Source organism: Candidatus Bandiella woodruffii (assembly GCF_034359465.1).
Classification (GTDB): Bacteria; Pseudomonadota; Alphaproteobacteria; order Rickettsiales; family Midichloriaceae; genus NDG2.
The window spans coordinates 20295-40067 of the sequence record NZ_CP110820.1 but is presented as its reverse complement, the minus strand read 5'-3'; the positions used below and the strand labels follow the sequence as shown (position 1 = coordinate 40067).

The following is a 19773-nucleotide window of genomic DNA, read 5'->3' as shown; positions in this document are numbered from 1 at the left end:
CTTCAATACAAATCCTAGTGCTGGGGGCAAAATATACTTGGATAATGCAGAACTTATGTTGTGCTATCCCATATAGTTGCGTATCTTTATGTACCCTAACTCATATTCCTAGCTGGCACCGTCAAGTTAATGGAGGTAAGGGCGTGACAGAGCATCTTTTTGAAAATTATGCAGCAGCTATGGATTGAGCGGCGTGATCCCAAATAGATTTAGCTTCAAAAAACATTTCTTTTTGCTTGCTAGAACTGTTAATATACCTGCCCACATCTACTGAAAATATGTTCCTTATTTTTCCCATCAAAGAAAGAGTTTGCTGTACCCCAGAAGGAGATTTGAATTTTATTAGGCATTTCTCTTTCCTGCGTGTTGGTTGGTGTGCATTTTCAACCCTATTATTTAATCCTTTATGGCGCCTATGCTCTGTTTTAGGGCACATTTCTTTTATAGGTTTGGTATAGCTTTTTAATTTATCTGTCACGATTACTCTGGGTACTGGATTTGATTGTAATAATCTTGATAAAAACCTTATCGCAGACTTTTTATTACGTCTGGTCTGTAGGAAGACATCTATCTCATATCCATCTTCATCTACAGCTCTCCACAAAATAAAATATTTACCGTTAATTTTAATGCTCATCTCATCCAAATGCCATTTATCCTTTGCTTTCCTCTACTTCTTCTTGATTATATCTAAAAACCTTTTTCCAAATTTAATACACCATGCTCTTATCGTTTCATGGCTTACTTCTATACCCCTGTATAACAACTCTTCTGCTACGTCTCTATAACTCAAATTAAATCTGTGGTACAACCAAACTGCATGTCCTATTATCACCATTGGATATCTGTATCTGCTCGCTCTTTCTTCCATTGTTTTTCTATTATTTTTTATTTTGCTCCAATTTACTATTTTTTCCCTCTTCTCTCAATACCTTTTGCACCTCAACTTTTTTAACTTGACGGTGCCTTGTTTTTCTATTATTTTTTATTTTGCTCCAATTTACTATTTTTTCCCTCTTCTCTCAATACCTTTTGCACCTCAACTTTTTTAACTTGACGGTGCCGTGTTAAAATAAATCAGTATTCCAACACTCAAAAAAACTGGGACCAATCCCAACACATGGATTTTGTCATTGATGCTAGAGTGGGGCAATAATAAAAATACCTAAAGCAAATCTCCTATCTCATGCATGTGAATATAACCGCATAGTTTTAAAAAGGTATAAAAATTTGACTAATCGGCTCTTCTGATATCGTTTTTAACCAAAATGTAGTTTTTTACTTTAGAAACCCCATCTACTTCGCTTGCTGTATGTAAAGCAATATCTAGTTCTTCCTGGGTACTTGCAATACCCAAAAGATATGCCACGCTGTCATAGACTACAACTTTGTAATTAACAGAATGTATTTCTTTTGTAACCAGGAACTTAGTTTTTATTTTTGTGGTCATCCAGAGGTCTTGAGCAGTGTTTGATTTATTTTTACTACTTATATTAACTTCGTTAATAACTTCTTTAACACCACTTATCAACCAAGCTGATTTCTCAGCTTGATCTTTATATTCGATATCGGTCACAAAACCAGTTAAAAGAACCCTTCCTTCATAAGTATTGGCAGATACACCTCTTAGTGAATTATTTTTGCTACTTTTAGATAACTCATACTGCACTTTGGTTGTAATAACTTTGTCATCCAATATATTGCCAACACTTCTTTCGTCAGCCACAATTGCCCCAGTTGTAGCCGCAGTCCCAACTCCCAAAACAACACACCCACTAAGATTAAAACTCAAAAAAAACAAAAGAAAATGAAGTAAAATTTTATTCAAACTAAAGACCCGCATCATTGCTATACCCCACTCATTATTAACATTTTTGCGCAAATTTCAAGTGGTAAAAATATATGCACCTCAAGTCAAACTGAAAGTTGGCAAAACGTACAGATGAAATATACTCCGATAACTTGAAAAATTGGCGTCAAAATACTTCGGACTTCGCATTTCGTCACGTACTTTTGTACGCTCCTCATGCTCATCACTCGTATTCCTCGCTCTTTTCCAAGTTCTCTGTCGTCTATAAATTTGCAACCCTTGATTTACCAGAGGTATATATACCAACTTATAAACCGCTGTGAAGCGGTTTATAAGCGATACCGTTTGTTTGGTGTTTTCTTCTTCCTTAACTGTAATTAATCTCTCCAAGCCTTTATTATACACAAGAAATGTTAAGATTATGTTAAGAAATGAAGATAATTAAAATTTTTAAAGTTATCAGAGCCTAGATAAATATGAAAAGATAAAGCTTGCTACATATAAGACTCCTGAAGCGCAAACTGCCGCCAAAATATCATCAAATATCACCCCAAATGCCCCTTTATAATTTTTATTAACATAACCAATAAGCAGTGGCTTGCTTATGTCAAAATATCTAAAAGGAAGAAATGCGATCACAAAACTAAGAGCATAAGATGGAACTTTCAATTGCAGAGCATAAGCAATACTAAATGCCCAGTCAAACGATATGTATAGTGTAAGTAGTTGCCCAATTACTTCATCAATCACAACGTAGCTATGGTCATAAGTGCCAGTTTCTCTCTGAAACTTGTCAATCGCAAAAAAAACAATGATAAAAAGAGTTATTATCGCCAACAGTATATGTAGCTTTGCATCAGTACTTGAGTAAGAATGCATCAGTATATAATAATACAGTGGATACGCAGCGATAGAACCAAAAGTACCGGGAGCAAATGGCAACTTACCAACAAAAAACCATGTTGATATGATGGAATACCAGGCGAACGGAAGTGTGAAACGCTCCGCTTTAGTGTTGACTAAATTGTTAAAATTAAATTTCTTTTTTGCCATCCACGCCTCCTATGAAATTACTGTACATATTGCTTGAGCAGCTATTCCGTTTTGATTCCCTAAAAACCCCATTTTTTCAGTTGTAGTCGCTTTGACACTTACCTGATATATTTCAATTTCCAAAACATCAGCTATATTTTTACGCATTCTTTGGCTATGAGGCATAATCCTTGGTTTTTCACATATTATTGTTAGGTCTATATTCACTATTTCACAACATAGCTTGCGCAACTCATTCCGAGCGTAGATTAAAAAATGAGCTGAGTCCATATTTTTATATCTACCGTCATTGTCTGGGAATATTTGCCCAATATTTCCCAACGCCATTGCCCCTAAAAGAGCTTCTGTAATGGCATGAAACCCAACGTCACCGTCAGAATGGGCGATTATCAACTGATTATGCGCAACCTCTATGCCACAAATCTTTATCATCACGTCGGATTCCAAAAATTCAGAAAATCGATGCACATCTGTCCCCAAGCCTGTTCTATAAACTTTGTTTTCTTTCTTAATAAACTTAAAATACTCAAAATCGCTCCAGTTGGTGATTTTTATGTTACTTCTTTCTCCTTCAATTCTTTTTATATTGATCTGATTTTCCAAGCATATACTGATGTCATCTGTATAATCCCCTTGAATGTTTTGATGTAATGTTGAAATTGTTTCAAACTTAAACCCTTGGGGGGTTTGAGTAGCATAAACTTTCTCTCTCTCAAGAACCTCAATTCCATCAGGCTTTTCATATTTTATGGTATCCACTGCTTGCAAACCAACGTCAACAGCCTCACAAATATCAAGCCCTTCTACCACCCTGTTGATTAATTTCTGTGAGACAAGCGGCCTTGCAGCATCATGAATCAAAACATTCACGGGGTTAAATTTTTGCAAATACTGCAGCCCCGAAGCCACAGATTTTTTTCTGGTATCACCACCCAATGTGTATTCCAACATGTTACCAATATCTTCTGTAGAATTTTCATAAAAATGCAGGTGTTCTTCGTTAATCACCACAACAATTTTATCTATCAACTTGTTTTGTAAAAATGCCTCTATAGCCCATCTTAATAAGGTTTTTCCATTGACTTTGTTATATTGTTTGGGTAAATCTGCAGCAAATCTTACTGAGTTGCCAGCAGCCATAATAAGCACTACGTTATTCATTTATATGGTAAATTCGTTTTATTATTCCGCCAATATATCAGATAAATGCATAAAAGCGATGGAATAGAGAATAATGAGGAGATAACAAAAAAATTCTGCCACCCAAAGTTTTGTGCTACAACCCCAGAAGTTGGAGACAATAACGCCTTACTAAGAGCCGAGATAGAAAGCAAGATTGCAAAATGTGTCGCTGTAAATTTTTTACTACAAAATGAACTCATATACGTAATTAATGCAATATTACTAATCCCATAACAAAAACTCTCAACAAAATTGATAGCTCCCAGTATCAACAAGTTCTTTTGCACTTTGAGAAGAATTAAAAACTGAAGATTTGTGATAGCCGCAAGAATCTCGGCAGCTAATAACATTACTTTAAAATGGAACTTAGATATTAATACGCTACCAATAAAAGTACCAAACACCGCTCCCACTGTTGAACAAGTTTTTGCCACTCCTGCAATTTCACTTTTTGAAAACCCTATCTCCATCAAAAATGGTAATGACATGGTATCTAAGTAAGCATCACCAACCTTAAAGAATGCTATGACCACCATAATCCAAATAAACTTTGGCATTTGTATCAAACTTACAATCGGCTCTAAGAAATAGGATTTCAACCATTTCCCGTACGTTGTTCTTTTAGGTTTATCCCTTAATACTTTTTTATCAGGTGACAAAGCAATCACAGTTGTGCAGGGTAAAATAAACAAAGCCAATATCATGAAAACATTTCTCCATGGCAATATGGTCGACAACCACAATCCAAATATACCAGAGACTATGAAACCAATTCTAAAACCATATATCACAAATCCATTACCAATCCCGGATTCCTCTTTGGAAAACAATTCAATTCTATAAGCTTCTAATGCAATATCGGAAGTTGCTCCCAAAAATCCAATTATAACCAACAGTAATAATGCCCAAGCTTGATGCTCTACCAGATCAATAAATCCAAATCCAAATATCGCAACAAATAAAAACATTTGCATGAGGATTATACAACTTTTTCTTTGCCCAAAGTTGTCGGGGAATATTTTCAATTTATAGTGGTCGACAAATGGGGACCAAAAATATTTCAGTGAGAATGGCATTGTACTTACAGAAAAAAATCCGATCACTGCCAAAGACAAACCAGACTCTTTCAGATAAGCACACGTAGTGCTAACTAAAAACGCATAGACAATACCACTGCCCATGCCAAGCATAAGCGCTGTACCAAGCTTTTGCAACAAATGCCTGTTAAAGACTAACATACTTGACTCCGTTTTTTGCATAGCACAAACTTAATAACGGCTTTTTTATAGTATGCTAATACCTTTGTCAACCTAAACCCGTCATGCGGCTATTATACTCCGCTAGCTTCAAAAAGTTATCTGTCGTCTATAAATTTTCCAACTCTTATTTTACGGGAAGTATGCATGTATGTGGTTCTGAAGCAGCTTTTTCATGGTCAAGAAGCCATTGTTTCCGAACAACACCACCGCCATATCCACCAAGCTCACCATTACTGTTAATAATGCGATGACACGGAATGATAATACAGATATTATTCGCTGCATTTGCGTTTGCAACAGCTCTAAATGAAGTTGGCTTTGAAATTGCTCTTGCTTGTTCAAGATAGCTTCTTGTATCACCATAAGGAACTTTCATAAGTTCTGACCACACCATCTTTTGGAATTCAGTACCGTGCATATATAAAGGAGCTTGAAATTTCCTTAGGTGGCCTTGAAAATAATCTTTCATTTCTTTTCTAATGTAAGCCGTAACAGGATTACCACCAGAAACAACCTGCACATCAGCACATATCATTTCCATTCTATGCTTCAATCCCAGCCTATCAACAAAATCCAAAAGATATAAACTCTCCTTGTTGGCAACAGCAAACATATCTCTAATTGGCGTTTGCAATGAATCTACGTAAAAAACAGAACTATGGTTTCGTGTCATACCAAGACCTCCCATAAGAAACATCAAGCTTGATTGGCACAGATAAGTTAACCACATCTTTCATTGCTTTCTCAATCTCCACGCAACTTTTTTCAACTAATTGTTCTGGGACCTCAAACAACAGTTCATCATGAATCTGTAAAATCAAAAATTTTTGCAGATCAGAGTTTAAAGATACCATAGCTTTTTTGATTATCTCTGACGCAGTACCCTGGATTGGAGCATTAATTGCGGCCCTTTCAGCAAAATTTTTCAGATTGTAGTTATTGCTGTTGATGTTCTCAACATAACATTTCCTCCCCATCAAAGTCTTCACATACCCATGCTTTCTTGCAAATGCTACAGTTCTATCCATATACTCCTTAATTCCTGGATATTGTTTAAAATAAGACTCAATATAGGAGGAGGCTTCCTTCCTATCAATATTCAAGCTATTTGCCAACCCGTACGAACTTTGACCATATATAATACCAAAGTTGATAGCTTTTGCCTTTCTTCTATGATCCTGATCGACATTCTCAAGCGGGATGCCGAAAACCTGACTTGCAGTTATGCTGTGTACATCTTTATCATGATTAAAAGCCTCTTGCAAAGCTTTAATATCTGCAATATGCGCAAGTATTCTGAGTTCTATCTGTGAATAATCAGCCGAAACAATTAAGTTGCCCTCCTCCGCAACAAATGCCTTCCTGATTTTATTTCCATCATCTGTCTTAATCGGAATGTTTTGCAAGTTTGGATCATGAGAAGACAGCCTTCCAGTTGACGTCGTCACCATAGAAAAAGTGGTGTGAACCCTACCATCTTGATGGTCCACAGCCTGTCTTAAAGCTTTTGTATATGTGTTGATAAGCTTTGAATATTGCCGCCATTTAAGTATCTTTTGCAAAACTATATTACCAGTCTCTACAGCTATTTTATCCAATGTTTCGGCATCTGTGATGTATGCATCAGTTTTCTTTGATTTTCTTCCTCCCTCCAGTTTTAGTTTATCAAACAAAACCTCTCCAATTTGCTTTGGGGAAGCGATGTTAAACTCCACTTCTGTACTTTGGTATATCTCATTTTGCAGCACTTTTAACTTCTCAGAGAACTCCTCCTCCAAATTTTCAAGGATTTTTGTATCTACTTTTACACCTTTTGCTTCAATTTTCACCAATAATGACAAAAGTGGCTTTTCTATCATTTCATATACTTCAAATTGACGCATATCTAAAAGTTGCGCACGCAAAATGTTATATATGTTGAAAACAGAAAAGGCATCGTGCTTATTGTAACCAAGAGCATATAACTCCAGCAAACCTTCTAGGCTTGGTCTTTTCTTACCCGTATTCAATGTGTAAAACAACAAAGACAAATCATCAAACACCTGCAAATTTATTTTCAGCTTTATACAATCATGCATCACGCCCTTCACATCAAAACAAATCTTCTTGATGGATGCATCTTCCAGAACACTTAAAAACGCTGTTAAAACCTTGTCTATACCAACATCTTCCTTTAACGGTGATAAATGTATCTCATAGAGTATTCCTTGAAGGTAAAATGAAAAACTGTCAGACCTAATATGGAAATAAAAATTGCCATATTCCTCTATTTGCGGTTTTAAATTTTCTATGTCGTCCAAAGTTACACCCTTCACAACCACATCAGTACCTGCCTTTTGCGGCTGAACATCTGCATTTGTAAACAGTGACCTTTGCGTGGACAGAGACTTGAATTCATACTTGTTTAAAAAAGCTCCAAGCACATCTTGCTTAGGTTTGTCAAAATTCAACTGCTCAAGCGTGAATGGAAGCTCCACATTATCATCCAAAATAACAAGTTTTTTTGACAGTATCGCATTTTCCTTTGAGTCTTCAAGCAGAGCCCTCACCCTTATTGGCTCAACTTTCTCTATGTTATTATATATGTTTTCTAAGTCGCCAAATTCAGCCAACAACTTGGCTGCAGTTTTGGGCCCCACGTTCTTCACCCCTGGAATGTTGTCTGAAGAATCCCCAATTAATGCTAAATAATCCACCATTTGGTTAGGGCGAATGCCATACTTCTCCTCAACAGCAGCATAGTCTATCAACTTCTTCTTTAGTGGATCATAGATCTCAACTCCGTCTTGCAGCAGTTGAACCAAATCTTTATCCGAACTTATAATCCGCACCTTCATTTTGTTATTCAAAGCAACCCTGGTATAAGTGGCAATAATGTCATCAGCCTCAAACCCAGGAGCCTCTATTGCTTTAACCCCAAAAGCCTCGATTGCCTCTCTGATGATTGGAAACTGGATTTTCAACTCCTCAGCTGGTTCTTCCCTATGCGCCTTGTATTCCTTATACAAGTCATTTCTGAACGTTTTCCTGCCGCTATCAAGCGCGATTGCCAACATCTGGCAATCGTTATTTTCTATTAATTTTGCAAGCATGTTTACAAAGCCATACACCGCACCGACCGGAATGTTGTTTGAAGTACTTAACGGTGGTAATGAATGAAACGCTCTAAAAACAAAGTTATACCCATCCACAATACATAAAGACATAAACAACACCAATAATTTTGCTCCATCGCCGGCATCATTATTTCCTTTTTCAATAATCTTTTCAAGCTATTTGATTTCTAAAACCATACTCAGCTTCAAAATCATTGACTTTTATCATCTAATTTTGGGAGTGTTGCCATAAGATAGATAAGATGCTAAAATGAATATAGCGGGCACCGTCAAGTTAAAAAAGTTGAGGTGCAAAAGGTATTGAGAGAAGAGGGAAAAAATAGTAAATTGGAGCAAAATAAAAAATAATAGAAAAACAATGGAAGAAAGAGCGAGCAGATACAGATATCCAATGGTGATAATAGGACATGCAGTTTGGTTGTACCACAGATTTAATTTGAGTTATAGAGACGTAGCAGAAGAGTTGTTATAAAGGGGTATAGAAGTAAGCCATGAAACGATAAGAGCATGGTGTATTAAATTTGGAAAAAGGTTTTTAGATATAATCAAGAAGAAGTAGAGGAAAGCAAAGGATAAATGGCATTTGGATGAGATGAGCATTAAAATTAACGGTAAATATTTTATTTTGTGGAGAGCTGTAGATGAAGATGGATATGAGATAGATGTCTTCCTACAGACCAGACGTAATAAAAAGTCTGCGATAAGGTTTTTATCAAGATTATTACAATCAAATCCAGTACCCAGAGTAATCGTGACAGATAAATTAAAAAGCTATACCAAACCTATAAAAGAAATGTGCCCTAAAACAGAGCATAGGCGCCATAAAGGATTAAATAATAGGGTTGAAAATGCACACCAACCAACACGCAGGAAAGAGAAATGCCTAATAAAATTCAAATCTCCTTCTGGGGTACAGCAAACTCTTTCTTTGATGGGAAAAATAAGGAACATATTTTCAGTAGATGTGGGCAGGTATATTAACAGTTCTAGCAAGCAAAAAGAAATGTTTTTTGAAGCTAAATCTATTTGGGATCACGCCGCTCAATCCATAGCTGCTGCATAATTTTCAAAAAGATGCTCTGTCACGCCCTTACCTCCATTAACTTGACGGTGCCCCTGGAAGGAGTAGGATTTTAAAATTATTGCAATTTGAATAAATATTTATTCCCAAAAACCTAAAAACATGCTACACATGTGATGTGCTTAAGTAGGAGACATAGCCGGATTAGCTCAGTGGTAGAGCAACCGCCTTGTAAGCGGTAGGTCGTCTGTTCAAATCAGACATCTGGCACCATTGGTTCAGGGAAAAAAATGAGTAAGAAGCTAAAAACAAAAATCATTGTTATAGAGGACGAAGAGGGGGTAGCTCAACAAATTAAGTCCAGTCTAATAGATAATGACTATGATGTAGCGGTATTGGGTGATGGTTTGTGTGCGGTTGAAACTATAGAAAAAAACAACCCAGATTTAGTATTGTTAGACTGGTTGTTGCCAGGAAAATCTGGTATCGATATTTGTAAGGAAATCAGAAAATCCAAGAGAGTTAACGCTCTTCCAGTTATTATGATATCAGCTAGAGGATCAGACTTTGAAAAAGTTATAGGTTTGGACAGTGGGGCGGACGATTATTTGTCAAAGCCATTTTCTTCTCAAGAGTTGATTGCCAGAGTCAGGGCTTTATTAAGACGAGCAGCACCTCTTACCAAAGAGGGATTGTTAGCTTATAAAGGCATAGAAATGGATACAGCACGTCATAAAACCTCCAAAAATAATGTGGAGATTAAGTTGGCGCCAATCGAATTTCAAATTTTGCAAATTTTGCTAGAAAATTCAGAAAAAGTCGTTTCGCGCGATATGTTAATGAGTAAAATATGGGGAATGGAAACATATGTTGAGGAAAGAACTATAGACGTCCATATAACAAGGCTACGTAAAGCTTTGGTCAGAGCAGATAAAAATGATTCCGTAGAAATTATAAAGACAATCAGGTCGGTTGGTTATAAACTTGAGTTACCTCATTAAACTGTCGTTGATAAGAGTGTATAGAAATGATATCATGCTTGCGCTCTCTGTGTATTTTCAGGGAGTTGGCTTTTTAATGTTGGTTTTATAAAAAGTTTATCATTAGCTATGCATAAAAAATTTTTGCTCTTTTACATTTAACCTTCAAAATATTATAAAAATAATCCTTAACACAAATATGAAAGTATGCTGTTAAAACTTGTAAATGCGTTTTCAAGAGAAGTTGATTCTGGAAATCCTGCAGGGGTCTGCATTGTGGAAGAGTTCCCAGCAGTTGAAAAGATGCAAGAAATTGCAACGGAAATAAATTTCTCAGAAACAGCGTTTGTGAAAAAGTTGTTTGAGAACAATTATTATATCCGTTGGTTTACCCCAAATTCCGAGGCTCCTTTTTGCATCCATGCCACGCTTGCCTCTGCCCATGTGTTATACGAAAATAATTTGGCAGAACAAAGTGCAGAGATATCTTTTTTCAACATGCAAAGAGAATTGAAAATTTCTCAAGAAGATGGATGGATAAGCGTCAATGCTTCCAGCATGGCTGTTGAACCTCAAGAATTAAATCATACAATTTCTACAATACTTAAAGGCTACAATGTTGTTTATGTTGGGCTCTCCGAAAATGTTTTGTTTGTGGAGCTTAAACACAGTAGTGAAGTAAGAAACTTCATACCAAAGTTGGATTTGATTGCCTCTTTACCTTATAGAGCGTTGTTAATAACCTCAAAAGATGAAGAATATGACTTCATCTCTAGGTACTTTGCCCCTTCAGTTGCAATAAATGAAGACCCAGTTTGTGGTTCCGGGCATTGCAGATTAACACCGTATTGGTCTAAAAAACTGGGGAAAGATAAAATGATTGCGTACCAGGCATCGCATCGAGGGGGAGTTATTAGATGTGAAAATTTGAAAAATAGAGTGATTATTTCCGGCCAAGCTGTTACCTTGAAAAAAGATAAATAAACTTATGAATTAATTATGGCTACGCATTATTCTTGGGATGAATATTTTATGACCATGGCCTATTTGATATCTATGAAAAGTAAGGACCCAAGCACCAGAGTCGGAGCTGTTATTGTCGATGAAGACAAAGAAATTAGGTCTACTGGTTATAATGGTTTACCACGAGGAGTCACAGATAAGCCTGATAGATACGCAGATAAGAATTATAAGTATTTGGCCTCCAACCACGCTGAGGAGAATGCATTGCTGTATTGCGCTAGGGTTGGCACTGCTATAAAGAATTGTTCCCTTTACACAACATGGATACCTTGCTCCAGGTGTGCAAAAAGCATCATCCAAGTTGGTATCAAGGAAGTTATTTTTGATGCGAACTTTCCTGGCAATTTGGTGAGTAACCAAAACGAGTATTGGCGCGAGAGCATACAAATTTCAAAGGAAATACTGCTTGAAGCTAATGTAAAAATAAGAGAGTATGATAAAAAGTTAATCGAAATTAAGGGACTTTATCAGGCAAAAGAATTCTGCGTCAAATACACTACTTAATGAGTTCCTGGGCACCGTCAAGTTAATGGAGGTAAGGGCGTGACAGAGCATCTTTTTGAAAATTATGCAGCAGCTATGGATTGAGCGGCGTGATCCCAAATAGATTTAGCTTCAAAAAACATTTCTTTTTGCTTGCTAGAACTGTTAATATACCTGCCCACATCTACTGAAAATATGTTCCTTATTTTTCCCATCAAAGAAAGAGTTTGCTGTACCCCAGAAGGAGATTTGAATTTTATTAGGCATTTCTCTTTCCTGCGTGTTGGTTGGTGTGCATTTTCAACCCTATTATTTAATCCTTTATGGCGCCTATGCTCTGTTTTAGGGCACATTTCTTTTATAGGTTTGGTATAGCTTTTTAATTTATCTGTCACGATTACTCTGGGTACTGGATTTGATTGTAATAATCTTGATAAAAACCTTATCGCAGACTTTTTATTACGTCTGGTCTGTAGGAAGACATCTATCTCATATCCATCTTCATCTACAGCTCTCCACAAAATAAAATATTTACCGTTAATTTTAATGCTCATCTCATCCAAATGCCATTTATCCTTTGCTTTCCTCTACTTCTTCTTGATTATATCTAAAAACCTTTTTCCAAATTTAATACACCATGCTCTTATCGTTTCATGGCTTACTTCTATACCCCTTTATAACAACTCTTCTGCTACGTCTCTATAACTCAAATTAAATCTGTGGTACAACCAAACTGCATGTCCTATTATCACCATTGGATATCTGTATCTGCTCGCTCTTTCTTCCATTGTTTTTCTATTATTTTTTATTTTGCTCCAATTTACTATTTTTTCCCTCTTCTCTCAATACCTTTTGCACCTCAACTTTTTTAACTTGACGGTGCCCTTTAAACCCACAGTTCGATAAGATGTGCTCCCGTAAAGGTTAAAAGGGCTGGATGGGTTGCTTGCACTAAACGCCTGTCTATAGCCTCCATAATAGACGTCGGAACTAGATAGAGCTCTGACCACATCGTAGTAGTTAATGTTGGCACCGTCAAGTTAAAAAAGTTGAGGTGCAAAAGGTATTGAGAGAAGAGGGAAAAAATAGTAAATTGGAGCAAAATAAAAAATAATAGAAAAACAATGGAAGAAAGAGCGAGCAGATACAGATATCCAATGGTGATAATAGGACATGCAGTTTGGTTGTACCACAGATTTAATTTGAGTTATAGAGACGTAGCAGAAGAGTTGTTATACAGGGGTATAGAAGTAAGCCATGAAACGATAAGAGCATGGTGTATTAAATTTGGAAAAAGGTTTTTAGATATAATCAAGAAGAAGTAGAGGAAAGCAAAGGATAAATGGCATTTGGATGAGATGAGCATTAAAATTAACGGTAAATATTTTATTTTGTGGAGAGCTGTAGATGAAGATGGATATGAGATAGATGTCTTCCTACAGACCAGACGTAATAAAAAGTCTGCGATAAGGTTTTTATCAAGATTATTACAATCAAATCCAGTACCCAGAGTAATCGTGACAGATAAATTAAAAAGCTATACCAAACCTATAAAAGAAATGTGCCCTAAAACAGAGCATAGGCGCCATAAAGGATTAAATAATAGGGTTGAAAATGCACACCAACCAACACGCAGGAAAGAGAAATGCCTAATAAAATTCAAATCTCCTTCTGGGGTACAGCAAACTCTTTCTTTGATGGGAAAAATAAGGAACATATTTTCAGTAGATGTGGGCAGGTATATTAACAGTTCTAGCAAGCAAAAAGAAATGTTTTTCGAAGCTAAATCTATTTGGGATCACGCCGCTCAATCCATAGCTGCTGCATAATTTTCAAAAAGATGCTCTGTCACGCCCTTACCTCCATTAACTTGACGGTGCCACCTTTAGAAAATTGTGGAAAATCATAAGTAGAGATAATTGCACTTATTACACAGACGATTGGTCTGTTTATTCAGAGGTTATACCTCGCCATCAACATGTTGTTGGCAAACAACATACACTCTCAATTGAGTCCAATAACTCAAACACAAGGCACAGAATTGCAAGAATGACCAGAAAAACAAAGGTAGTTTCAAAATCTGAAGAAGTTGTCGATCTTACGATTAAGCTCTGGCTACATTTTGAGGATAACAATAATTTCCTAAGTGAGCAGGGCAATTTTATATCTATCTTTGGCTAACACTCTGAATTTTTTAAGTTCTCTGTCGTCTATAAATTTCATCAACTCTTGATTTACGAGAGGTATATCAACACTCTTAAAAATTTCATGGAACAAAACCCAGGGAGCCAAACATCTCTTGAAAACTTAATCTCCTTCGAATGAGCGTAAATCCATGCTTTTCCAATAAAACCTCAGCTGCATATGGACGCAAATTATATAAACTACTCATAGATGCGCAATACGCCCCTGCGGTCAATATCGCTATAACATCACCTTCTTGGGGCCTGGATATTTCTACCTCTTCATTCAACACGTCTGTCGATTCGCAAATGTTGCCCACAACCTTGACCAGTTCCTTATCTTCATACGGCTTGGATATGTTAATCATATGATGATATGCACCATATAAGGCTGGTCTTATTATGTGATTAAACCCCGTATCAACACCAACAATTTTTACACCATGTTGCTCTCTAAGATTTGTTATTTTTGTAAGTAAAAAAGCTGATTCAGCAACCAGATACTTTCCAGGTTCTAGTATAATCTTCACGCCATTATTTCTTAGTTTGGGATATTTGGCATAGCACTGACTGACAACGTCCGCAAATTGTGCTAGGTCTATTGCTTCGTCCGACTGCCTATACCTAACCCCAAAACCACCACCGATATCAATAAACTGTACGCTTTCGATTCCATTTGCTAAGTTGAACATATACTCCACCATAGGCGCAAAATTATCTGTGCTATAAATGCCAGAACCCAAATGACAATGGAGTCCCACAAGGTTTATACCACCAGTACGTATTATGCTTAGAGCCTCCTCTATTTGTGTATGTAAAATGCCAAATTTAGAACTCACACCGCCAGTTACCACTTGCTTAAATTCTCCATCGCCAAACCCCGGGTTAACACGAATTGAAATATTACTTCCATGATATTTACCAGCATAATAATTCAGCTCTGACATCGAACCTATATTAACCGTGGCCCCAGACGCTTTAGCTATGTCCAATTCTTGCCAATCTGCGTTGTTGCCTGTAAACAATATTTGGGCGTTTGCAAACCCTAACTTTTTTGCCAATTCAATCTCATATGGGGAGATTGTCTCTATACCATCAATCCCTGCACTTTTTAAAACATTTACTATGGACGGATTGAAATTTGCTTTGATTGCATAATACAGCAAACAATTATCACCAAAAGCAGCTTTAATTGATGAAACTCTCTGCTCTAGGGCAGACTTATCAGTAACAAAAACTGGACTCCCAACGTCTTTAATGATTTGCGCTAATAAATCAGAATTCTTCTCAAAATAGTCTATTTTTTGCATTCTTCCTCTTTTAAAAATTTTTTATGCAGGGCTCCTAAAATAACCTGGGTTTTATCTTCATCTATCATTAAAGTAATATTGTTCCCGGCTGCACTCACGCTTATTGTATGAACAAGAACGTCGTGCTCCTTACATAATGAGAATATACCAGAAAGAAGCATCGTATCATGATTGACATTATTACCTATAAAACAGAGCTTCGTCATATTTTTCTGCACCTTTACTAAAGCAAAGTTCTCAAGGCTTTTATACAGCTTTTGTGAGTAATCTTCCGACTTAATAGAGAAAGTAAAAGATATCTCAGACGTTGCACATACATCTATTGGTATATTATGCTCTGCTACTATCGAGGTCACCTTTTTTACGAAGCCAACACCGTTAATAATGTTTGTGTTCTTTAGGGTTATCAGCGTATTACCAGGATTTGCAACAATACCTTTCGCACAAGAAGAGATTTTCGTAATTTTAGTCCCATTGAAAGAAAGATCGAAAGTGTTATAGACATAAACTGGTATGTCTCTTTCAACTGCAAGGGCGATTGTGTCAGGATGGACAACTTTAGCTCCGCTATATGCCATTTCAGACATCACATTCATATCCAGGCTTTCCCAGGAGAATGCATCCTTGACTATCCTTGGGTCAGCGGTCATTATGCCATTAACGTCTGTCCATATCTCAATGGAATCGGCGTTGAAAACCATCGCCATGATGGAGGATGTGTAATCGCTTCCTCCTCTGCCAAGCAGCGTTATATCACCATGTGTGTCTTTACCGATAAACCCTGTAACCACTGGTACAATTTTTTTACCAAGCAATGGTCTTATCACTTTTTTTGACGCAACGTTTGTGGCTTGAAAATTTACTTTTGCTTTTAAATAATTGTTATCCGTTCTTACGATGCGCTCTGATTCTATTCTGTGTGCAGGCACTCCTATCATATCCAACGCATAAACCATTAATAGAGAGGATAGTTTTTCCCCAAATGCACAGATTCTTGCCACCGTTTTATCGGTTAAGTCCCCAACTAAACTAGTCCCATAGCTGATTGCTTCAAGCTTTTCTATAATAGGCTTAAAATCTTCATTCCAGATGTGTAAACTCTTTTCTTCGTTATCTATCATTTCCTGAAGAATTTTTTTGTGCACGCTTGAAATTTCCAAGATCATAGACTTTACAAGTCTTGGTTTTGATTTTCTTGCCAATTTGATGATGTCCAGCAACTTATCCGTAACACCTCCAACGGCAGAAACTGTGACAATCACTGAAGATTTAAGCATTCGATTCTTTGCAATGTTGGCACATGCTAATATCGACTTAGCACTTCCCATTGAAGTGCCACCAAACTTTATAGACTTCAGACTCATAAAAATTTTAGTTCTAGTTTTATCAGGCAAATTCTATATAAAATAAAAATATTTAGCAATAATTATTATTAGAGTAGCTTAGCTATATAGTGACAACAAGGCAATTCACTGCAATGCAAGACTTAACGCAGCGTATATTAATTGCATATACGAAGCAAATATTTTTATTTCATTGGTTGTAAACATTACACTTTACCCTCTTCAAAAGACCAAAAACATCAATCTGTATTTTTGACGGAATTTATTTCAGCCAACTGTAAAATTAAAGTTTATAAGTCACTTTTTAAATTTTAAGCATACCTCTTTATTTCGTGCGCTCTCTGTGATACCATGTGCAAGATATCAACGCATGGAACAGATTTTGCTAATGGCAAGCTCAGGTGATAAAAAAGACATAAAAAACTTTTCGATAAATTTTGGACCACAACATCCAGCAGCCCATGGTGTTTTAAGGTTGATACTTGAAATGGACGGAGAGGTGATAGAACGTGCTGATCCGCATATTGGGTTGTTACATAGAGGAACAGAAAAGTTAATTGAACACAAAACTTATCTTCAGGCTTTGCCTTATTTTGATAGACTAGATTATGTATCACCTATGTGCCAAGAGCACTGCTTTAGTCTGGCGGTAGAAAAATTATTGCAATGCCAAATTCCAATTAGAGCGCAGTATCTTAGGGTGCTGTTCAGCGAAATTACCAGAATATTGAACCACCTTTTAAATATCACAACATATGCACTTGATGTAGGAGCTATGACTCCATTGTTATGGATGTTTGAAGAAAGAGAAGTAATGATGGAATTTTACGAAAGAGCGTCTGGAGCCAGATTACACGCAGCTTATATAAGGCCTGGGGGAGTTGCTCAGGATATAGATAACAAGCTATTAGAAGACATAAGCTCTTTTTTTGAAACATTCCCCAAAAAAGTCGAAGACATTGAGACATTATTAGATGAAAATAGAATATTTAAACAACGTCTGGTGGATATTGGTAAGGTTACAAAAAAACAGGCTTTAGATTGGGGGTTTTCTGGCCCAATGTTGAGAGCTTCCGGAATCCCGTGGGATTTAAGGAAGTCCCAACCTTATGAGGCCTATGAAAAGCTGGATTTCCAAATTCCAATTGGCAAGAATGGCGATTGTTATGATCGATACCTTGTAAGGATGGCGGAAATGAAAGAATCCATCAAAATAATAAAACAGTGCATGCAGTCAATGCCTAAAGGAGATGTTCATACTTCTGACAAAAAAATTGCCCCTCCTAATCGAAGAGATATGAAAAGCTCAATGGAGGCTATGATCAACCACTTCAAGCTATTCACTGAAGGATACAATGTCCCTCCAGGAGAAACCTATACAGCAGTTGAGGCACCTAAGGGAGAATTTGGGGTATATTTAGTGGCAGATGGGAGCAATAAGCCTTATAGATGTCATATAAGAGCACCAGGTTTTGCACACCTACAAGCTCTTGAGTTTATGAGCAAAGGCCATATGCTTGCTGATATAGTTGCGAATATAGGGAGTATGGACATCGTTTTTGGTGAAATAGATAGGTAAGTTGAATTATGGTCTCAATGTTAAAGGAAATTAAATTTGAACAACCACGTTCATTCAAATTTAACGAGCAAAACCTTGCAAAGGCTCAAGAATGGATCAAGAAATACCCCATTGGTAAGCAAAAAAGTGCTGTAATGCCACTTTTATTTATAGCGCAAGAGCAACACGATAATTGGATTCCAATTGCTGCTATGGACTATATAGCTGAACTTCTTGATATGCCCGCAATGCAAGTATATGAAGTTGCAACTTTTTATACCATGTTCAACAAGCAACCTGTTGGCAAAAATCTTATTCAGGTATGCAGAACAACTCCGTGTATGTTGAGAGGGGCCAAGGACATAACAAAGGCCTGTAAACAGAAATTAAATATCGATTTGGGAGAAACAACGCAAGACAGACAATTCACATTGGTTGAGGTGGAATGCTTAGGAGCATGTGTTGCAGCTCCAGTTGTGCAGGTCAACAATGATTATTACGAAAATCTAACTGTAAGCTCTGTAGAAGCGTTAATTGATAGATTGAGTAAGAATCGCAGAAACAAACCATAGAAGGTTATTGATTATTCTTGATAAGTATGCCCCTAATAAATTAAGCATTTCAGAATTCAAAAAAGCGGCAGTGTGAGTGATAAGCATGAGGCGCGTACAAAAGTACAGAATTAAATTTTCTCTTTATTCATAAACCCACTCCGGGATTGGCTGCAATTAAAATATGGGAGTGTTGCCATAAGATAGATAAGATGCTAAAATGAATATAGCGAGCAACAAAGAAAATAGAAATATGAATACAGAGTGTAAAAAATGCAGTAGCAGTAAATACGTTAAGAATGGTAATATTAGGGGTATGCAAAGGTATAAATGCAAAGAGTGTGGATGTAATTTTACAAACAGGGAGCGTTGAAAGATAAAATAAGGATAAATGTGATGGTTTGATTTAAGGAAGTTTGGACCATGGTCTAAAAAAATTAACAAAAAACTGGTTTCCCCAAGAATTCAAAAGATTTCTTTGAGGTGGGATATGGTAATTTTTAGCTTTTTATTGATTCTGCGAAGCGTGATTTTATGAGCTTAGGCAGTAAGAACCGTTAAACGTTTTAAATTAAAGCAGATAGCATTCATAAATTCAGCAAACTGATTTTTGGCAATTCCTATGTATCGCAATCGTTTATTATCTTGAGAAAACACCCTCTCAAACGGAGCCCTTATGGAAGTATAGTATCGATCAAGGTCAAAATTCTTTTGCTTCATATTGTTTTTCTTGATGGCGCAAAAATGAATACCTCTGCTTTTAGCTGCATTCTTTGCTGGTGCAACACAATACCCTTTGTCAGCATAAACTGCTCCACTATTTGGTAAAACATGCGCAACTCCCTTTGCATCGGTAACATTAGCAGGCGTTATAGCAACCTTGTTGATCATTCCGGATTGA

The 19773-nt window shown here is 36.6% G+C and carries 17 protein-coding genes, 1 tRNA gene and 5 pseudogenes; 11 read left to right on the top strand and 12 right to left on the bottom strand.

Features of this window, described 5'->3' with window-relative positions; genetic code table 11:
- Nucleotides 1–166 precede the first annotated feature (166 nt).
- The 8 genes and pseudogenes from Bandiella_RS00245 to polA form a co-directional block, all read right to left on the bottom strand.
- A pseudogene (locus tag Bandiella_RS00245) lies at nt 167–652 on the bottom strand (IS6 family transposase); the annotation flags it as partial.
- A gap of 18 nt (nt 653–670) precedes the next feature.
- The gene (locus tag Bandiella_RS00240) at nt 671–871 is read right to left on the bottom strand and encodes a hypothetical protein (protein WP_323732757.1); all 201 of its coding nucleotides are present in this window, start codon (nt 869–871) and stop codon (nt 671–673) included.
- Between the two features lie 363 nt (nt 872–1234).
- Nucleotides 1235–1828: a BON domain-containing protein gene (locus Bandiella_RS00235; RefSeq protein WP_323732927.1), complete on the bottom strand. Its 594-nt coding sequence runs from the start codon at nt 1826–1828 to the stop codon at nt 1235–1237.
- A gap of 441 nt (nt 1829–2269) precedes the next feature.
- Entirely contained in the window at nt 2270–2863 is a 594-nt protein-coding gene (locus tag Bandiella_RS00230) for a phosphatidylglycerophosphatase A family protein (protein ID WP_323732926.1), read from the bottom strand.
- 9 nt (nt 2864–2872) lie between these two features.
- Nucleotides 2873–4024 carry a 2-C-methyl-D-erythritol 2,4-cyclodiphosphate synthase gene (gene ispF / locus Bandiella_RS00225; protein ID WP_323732925.1) on the bottom strand — a complete coding sequence of 384 codons (1152 nt, stop codon included), beginning with the start codon at nt 4022–4024 and terminating at the stop codon, nt 2873–2875.
- The gene (locus Bandiella_RS00220) at nt 4021–5259 is read right to left on the bottom strand and encodes an MFS transporter (protein WP_323732924.1); all 1239 of its coding nucleotides are present in this window, start codon (nt 5257–5259) and stop codon (nt 4021–4023) included. Before Bandiella_RS00220 ends, ispF begins: the two co-directional genes overlap by 4 nt.
- 169 nt (nt 5260–5428) lie before the next feature.
- Entirely contained in the window at nt 5429–5917 is a 489-nt protein-coding gene (locus Bandiella_RS00215; RefSeq protein WP_323733421.1) for a methylated-DNA--[protein]-cysteine S-methyltransferase, read from the bottom strand.
- Nucleotides 5918–5960: 43 nt separating this feature from the next.
- Complete coding sequence (gene polA / locus Bandiella_RS00210) at nt 5961–8510, bottom strand: DNA polymerase I (RefSeq protein ID WP_323732923.1); 2550 nt, start codon at nt 8508–8510, stop codon at nt 5961–5963.
- 487 nt (nt 8511–8997) lie between these two features.
- Between polA and Bandiella_RS00205 the strand changes: the two are divergent.
- The 5 genes and pseudogenes from Bandiella_RS00205 to Bandiella_RS00185 form a co-directional block, all read left to right on the top strand.
- Nucleotides 8998–9483 (top strand): annotated as a pseudogene (locus tag Bandiella_RS00205) (IS6 family transposase); the annotation flags it as partial.
- A 156-nt stretch (nt 9484–9639) separates the two neighbouring features.
- Nucleotides 9640–9714 (top strand) — tRNA-Thr (locus tag Bandiella_RS00200).
- A 17-nt stretch (nt 9715–9731) separates the two neighbouring features.
- Complete coding sequence (locus Bandiella_RS00195; protein ID WP_323732922.1) at nt 9732–10442, top strand: response regulator; 711 nt, start codon at nt 9732–9734, stop codon at nt 10440–10442.
- Nucleotides 10443–10628: 186 nt separating this feature from the next.
- The gene (locus Bandiella_RS00190; RefSeq protein WP_323732921.1) at nt 10629–11405 is read left to right on the top strand and encodes a PhzF family phenazine biosynthesis protein; all 777 of its coding nucleotides are present in this window, start codon (nt 10629–10631) and stop codon (nt 11403–11405) included.
- Nucleotides 11406–11420: 15 nt separating this feature from the next.
- Complete coding sequence (locus Bandiella_RS00185) at nt 11421–11948, top strand: deoxycytidylate deaminase (RefSeq protein WP_323732920.1); 528 nt, start codon at nt 11421–11423, stop codon at nt 11946–11948.
- 62 nt (nt 11949–12010) lie between these two features.
- On the opposite strand, the pseudogene Bandiella_RS00180 reads toward Bandiella_RS00185, so the two are convergent.
- Nucleotides 12011–12496: pseudogene (locus Bandiella_RS00180) on the bottom strand (IS6 family transposase); the annotation flags it as partial.
- Nucleotides 12497–13051: 555 nt separating this feature from the next.
- Between Bandiella_RS00180 and Bandiella_RS00175 the strand changes: the two are divergent.
- The 3 genes and pseudogenes from Bandiella_RS00175 to Bandiella_RS00165 all read left to right on the top strand — a co-directional run.
- Nucleotides 13052–13252 carry a hypothetical protein gene (locus Bandiella_RS00175; RefSeq protein WP_323732757.1) on the top strand — a complete coding sequence of 67 codons (201 nt, stop codon included), beginning with the start codon at nt 13052–13054 and terminating at the stop codon, nt 13250–13252.
- 18 nt (nt 13253–13270) lie between these two features.
- Nucleotides 13271–13756: pseudogene (locus tag Bandiella_RS00170) on the top strand (IS6 family transposase); the annotation flags it as partial.
- A gap of 61 nt (nt 13757–13817) precedes the next feature.
- Nucleotides 13818–14108 (top strand): annotated as a pseudogene (locus Bandiella_RS00165) (IS1 family transposase); the annotation flags it as partial.
- A gap of 85 nt (nt 14109–14193) precedes the next feature.
- On the opposite strand, the gene lysA reads toward Bandiella_RS00165, so the two are convergent.
- Together lysA and Bandiella_RS00155 are read right to left on the bottom strand one after the other, a co-directional pair.
- Nucleotides 14194–15420: a diaminopimelate decarboxylase gene (lysA, locus tag Bandiella_RS00160; protein ID WP_323732919.1), complete on the bottom strand. Its 1227-nt coding sequence runs from the start codon at nt 15418–15420 to the stop codon at nt 14194–14196.
- Entirely contained in the window at nt 15408–16784 is a 1377-nt protein-coding gene (locus Bandiella_RS00155) for an aspartate kinase (protein WP_323732918.1), read from the bottom strand. Before Bandiella_RS00155 ends, lysA begins: the two co-directional genes overlap by 13 nt.
- Before the next feature lie 367 nt (nt 16785–17151).
- Between Bandiella_RS00155 and Bandiella_RS00150 the strand changes: the two genes are divergently transcribed.
- From Bandiella_RS00150 to Bandiella_RS00140, 3 genes are all read left to right on the top strand, one after another.
- Nucleotides 17152–18342 carry an NADH-quinone oxidoreductase subunit D gene (locus tag Bandiella_RS00150; RefSeq protein ID WP_323733420.1) on the top strand — a complete coding sequence of 397 codons (1191 nt, stop codon included), beginning with the start codon at nt 17152–17154 and terminating at the stop codon, nt 18340–18342.
- 17 nt (nt 18343–18359) lie between these two features.
- Nucleotides 18360–18893 carry an NADH-quinone oxidoreductase subunit NuoE gene (gene nuoE, locus Bandiella_RS00145; protein ID WP_323732917.1) on the top strand — a complete coding sequence of 178 codons (534 nt, stop codon included), beginning with the start codon at nt 18360–18362 and terminating at the stop codon, nt 18891–18893.
- Between the two features lie 199 nt (nt 18894–19092).
- Nucleotides 19093–19245 carry a transposase-like zinc-binding domain-containing protein gene (locus tag Bandiella_RS00140; RefSeq protein ID WP_407651239.1) on the top strand — a complete coding sequence of 51 codons (153 nt, stop codon included), beginning with the start codon at nt 19093–19095 and terminating at the stop codon, nt 19243–19245.
- Nucleotides 19246–19412: 167 nt separating this feature from the next.
- Here Bandiella_RS00140 and Bandiella_RS00135 read toward each other — a convergent pair whose 3' ends face one another.
- Nucleotides 19413–19763, bottom strand: coding sequence for a transposase (locus Bandiella_RS00135; protein ID WP_323732514.1), 351 nt, complete (start codon nt 19761–19763; stop codon nt 19413–19415).
- Nucleotides 19764–19773: the final 10 nt, after the last annotated feature.